The sequence below is a fragment of the Pseudonocardia sp. genome, from assembly GCF_025965585.1.
Classification (GTDB): Bacteria; Actinomycetota; Actinomycetes; order Mycobacteriales; family Pseudonocardiaceae; genus Pseudonocardia.
Genome location: NZ_JAOPWR010000500.1, coordinates 1 through 3,398, shown reverse-complemented (window position 1 = coordinate 3,398; position 3,398 = coordinate 1). Strand labels below are relative to the sequence as shown.

5 protein-coding genes are annotated in these 3,398 nt (G+C 69.1%); 1 reads left to right on the top strand and 4 read right to left on the bottom strand.

All coding sequences use genetic code 11. The annotated features are described in order from the left end of the window. Positions 1–386, top strand: a 386-nt coding sequence (locus JWR81_RS30550) for an LLM class flavin-dependent oxidoreductase (protein WP_297660859.1), incomplete at its 5' end; no start/stop codon positions are given. Here the strand turns inward: JWR81_RS30550 and JWR81_RS30545 are convergent. From JWR81_RS30545 to JWR81_RS30530, 4 genes are all read right to left on the bottom strand, one after another. After that, positions 387–1,283 carry an LLM class flavin-dependent oxidoreductase gene (locus tag JWR81_RS30545; protein WP_297660856.1) on the bottom strand — a complete coding sequence of 299 codons (897 nt, stop codon included), beginning with the start codon at positions 1,281–1,283 and terminating at the stop codon, positions 387–389. It lies immediately after the preceding gene. Positions 1,284–1,300: 17 nt separating this feature from the next. After that, the gene (locus tag JWR81_RS30540; protein ID WP_297660854.1) at positions 1,301–2,071 is read right to left on the bottom strand and encodes an SDR family oxidoreductase; all 771 of its coding nucleotides are present in this window, start codon (positions 2,069–2,071) and stop codon (positions 1,301–1,303) included. Then, the gene (locus JWR81_RS30535; RefSeq protein ID WP_297660852.1) at positions 2,068–2,697 is read right to left on the bottom strand and encodes a TetR/AcrR family transcriptional regulator; all 630 of its coding nucleotides are present in this window, start codon (positions 2,695–2,697) and stop codon (positions 2,068–2,070) included. The genes JWR81_RS30540 and JWR81_RS30535 overlap by 4 nt, the downstream gene beginning before the upstream one ends. A 69-nt stretch (positions 2,698–2,766) precedes the next feature. Next, the coding region (locus tag JWR81_RS30530) for an acyl-CoA dehydrogenase family protein (protein ID WP_297660851.1) at positions 2,767–3,398 on the bottom strand (632 nt) is incomplete at its 5' end.

Here is a 3,398-nt window from a genome sequence, read left to right as displayed (position 1 = left end):
CGCTGGAGGGCTACGAGATCGTCGGCATGCCGTTCGTCATCACCGGCGCCACCGCGGAAGAGTTCGCCACGGCAAAGCAGGCGACCAAGAAGCAGATCGCGTTCTACGCCTCAACACCGGCATATCGGCCCGTGCTCGAGGTACACGGTTGGGGTGAGCTGCAGAGCGAGCTCAACGTGATGTCGAAGGCGGGCCGCTGGGCGGAGATGGCGGACCTCATCGACGATGAGATCCTGGCCTCGATCGCTGTGGTGGCGGAACCGGATGACGTCGCTGCCGAGATCACGCGGCGGTTCGGTGACGTCTTCACCCGCATGAACCTCTATCTGAAGACGCCGCTGCCGGCAGCGACCCTGGGGCCGATCGTGGCCGCGCTGGCAGCCTGATCAATCCGGGGTGGGCGGGCCGCCGGGCCGCAGGCGGTGCATCACCTCTCCGATGAGGTCGTACTGCCGGCGGTGATCGACGGCGGCCGGGAACAGCAGAAATTCGTCCACCCCGCTGGCGGCCAGTCCGGCGAGTCGCTCCGCCACCTTGTCGACGGAGCCGGTGGCGGCGTAGCGCTCGACCTTCTCGTAGGGAATCCGGTACTGGCCGCTGACGAAGCTCTCCGCCTCGGCCCTGCTCTCGTGTTCGTCCCCGATGTGGACGAACACGACCAGACCGGTCCGCGGCCGCGCCCGGCCCGCCTCTTCCGCCAGGCGACCCAGTCGTTCCGCGGTCCGGGCGAGCCTGCCCTCGTCGGCCCACATGCCCAGCCAGCCGTCGCCGAAGCGCGCGGCCCGGCGGACCGCGTCGTCGCTGCGACCGCCCACCCACAGCGGCGGCATGCCGCCGCAGGGAAGCAGAGCGGGGACGAGCTCCCCGTCCGGGATCTGGACCGGCGCTCCGGAGAGCAGCTCCGGGAGGACGCTGAGAACCGCGTCGGTCCGGGCCCCACGCCGGTGCAGCGGGACCCCGGCGGCCGCCCACTCCGCGGGGTTCTCCCCGCCGACCCCGATGCCGAGGACCACACGATCTCCGGAGATGACCTGCAGCGAGCTGATCTGTTTCGCCGCCCAAGCCGGAGGGCGCAGCGCGAGGAGCAACACCCCGAACCCCAATCGCACGCGGGTGGTGACGGCCGCCGCCGTGGCGAGCACGATGCTGGACTCGACGATCGGCGTGTGGAAGGCGAGGTGGTCGCCGGCCCACACGGCATCCACTCCGACCGCTTCCAGGTGCCGGGCCGCTGCAGCGATGTCCGCCGTGCCGTTGCCGACGGGATCCGATATCGGCAGCATGATTCCGATCTGGGGCGTCACCATCCTGCGGACAACCCCCCGTCGACGACGACGGTCTGTCCGGTCAGATAGGCCGAAGCGGGCGACGCGAGCAGCAACAGCGCCCCGTCCATGTCACCAGGCACTCCCCATCGGCGCGCTGCGACGCGCTTGAGGACCCGCTTGTCGAAACGCTGGTCCTTGCGAAGGTCGGTCACCATCTCGGTGTCGACCCACCCGGGGCAGAGCGCGTTCACCGTGACCCCTTGCGCAGCCCATTCAACGGCGAGAGATCGAGTGAGGCCGATGAGGCCGGCCTTCGAGGCGGAGTAGGGCGCTGCGTACGCGTCGCCGAGCAGGCCGAGGACGCTGCTGATGTTGACGACCCGCCCGTATCCACGCTCGACCATTCCTCCCGCGAGGGCCTGGGTCAGGGTGAAGACGCTGCGCAGGTTGAGGTCGACGACGTCGTCCCAGTCGGCCGATGCGAGCTTCAGCGCGGGCGCAGGTCGGGACAGCCCAGCGTTGTTGACCAGGATGTCGATGCCTCCCCATGCGGCGGCCACCTCGTCGGCGACCCGGTCGATTGCGTCTCGCTGAGCGAGATCGGCCGTGATGACGAGGGACTCGTTCTCCAGCGTCGCCGCCACGTCACGAAGTTGACTCTCGCCGCGCGCCACGAGCGCCACTCGTGCACCGGCGGCGTCGAGGGCCTGCGCGGCCCGCGCTCCGATGCCCCGACTGGCGCCGGTGACCAGGGCGCGGCGCCCGGTGAGTCCGAAGAGTTCGGTGAGCAACGCGTGGCTCATGGTGTCGCTCGGAACAGGCGCAGCAGTTGTCTAGCCACGATGGTGTGCATCTCCTTGTAGTCCTTCTGGCAACCCGGCCGGAACCAGACCGGTACGTAGTTCACGGCGCCGTGCAGGCAGTGCAGCGCGATCGCCTCGTCGGCGAGGGTGAACTCGCCGGTGGCGATTCCGTCCCGGATGACCGACCGGAAGATCTCGTCGTGCTGTAGGCGGAGCGCCTTGCTCCGAAGCTGGAGCGGCTCGGGCCAGTCCAGTGGCTGCAGGAACAGTCGGGCCATCTGCGGGTACTCGCCGACGATGCAGTCCAGTTGGGTCTCGATCAGCACGGTGAGCCGCTGGCTGGCGGTCCCCTTCTGCTGTCGGGCGGCCGCGCTGAGTCGTTCGTTGACCAGCGTCGCCACCCAGTCGAGGCAGGTGGTGACGAGTTCTTCCTTGCTTGCGAAATAGTGGTAGAGCGAGCCTCGGGTGAGGTCCAGACGCTCCGCGATCTCATCCAGGTTTGTCTCGCGGTACCCGTGCTCGGCCAGCACGTCGGCGGTGGCGGTGAGGATGTCGGTAAGCCGCCTGTTCCGCCGGCGCGCGACTCTGCTCAGCGGCTCGTCGGCGGGCGACTTCTGCGCAGCCACCGTCACTACCTCCCTCTGGTCTCCACCCGGTGGCTGCTGCCCTGCCCGAACCTGCGCTGCCGAACTCGTTCAGGAGAGGGCGGCCGTCCTGCTCCAGCCGGGTTCGCGGGTGAGCTGCTCGGCGATGATCTTCTGCTGGATCTCGCTGGTGCCACCGCCGATGGCGAACAGGCGGGCGTCCCGATAGAGGCGCTCGACCTCGTACTCGCGGGTGTAGCCGTAGCCGCCGTGGACCTGGACGGCCAGGCTGGTGACGGTGTTGGCGAGCCGGGCGCTGACGAGCTTGCCGATGGAGCCCTCGATGATCGAGGGACGTCCGGCGTCTACCAGGTCTGCAACGTGCCGGTAGAGCAGCCGGCATTCGAGGACACCGCTGGCAATGTCGGCGAGCATGCCTTTCACCGGGCCGATCTGGTTGAGTCGGCTGCCGAACGCGGTGCGGTCGGCAGCGTACTTCGAGGCGAGGTCGAGGGCACGCGTGCACATCCCCGCCGAGATCGCGGGGACCGCCAGGCGCTCGTAGTCGAGCACGTCCATCCCGATCTGCCAGCCCTGGCCGACCGGTCCGAGGCGGTCGGTGTCGGAGACCTCGACGTCGTCGAGGACGAGCTCGCACGTGGGGGACGAGCGCAGGCCCATCTTCTCCAGTGCCTGCGGCACCGCGATCCCGGGCAGGTCCATCGGGACGACGAAGGTTGTCA

Bases quoted from the DNA above. Each gene is read 5' to 3' on its own strand.
- JWR81_RS30545 (WP_297660856.1), bottom strand. From the start codon at position 1,283: ATGCTGCCGATATCGGATCCCGTCGGCAACGGCACGGCGGACATCGCT.
- JWR81_RS30540 (WP_297660854.1), bottom strand. From the start codon at position 2,071: ATGAGCCACGCGTTGCTCACCGAACTCTTCGGACTCACCGGGCGCCGC.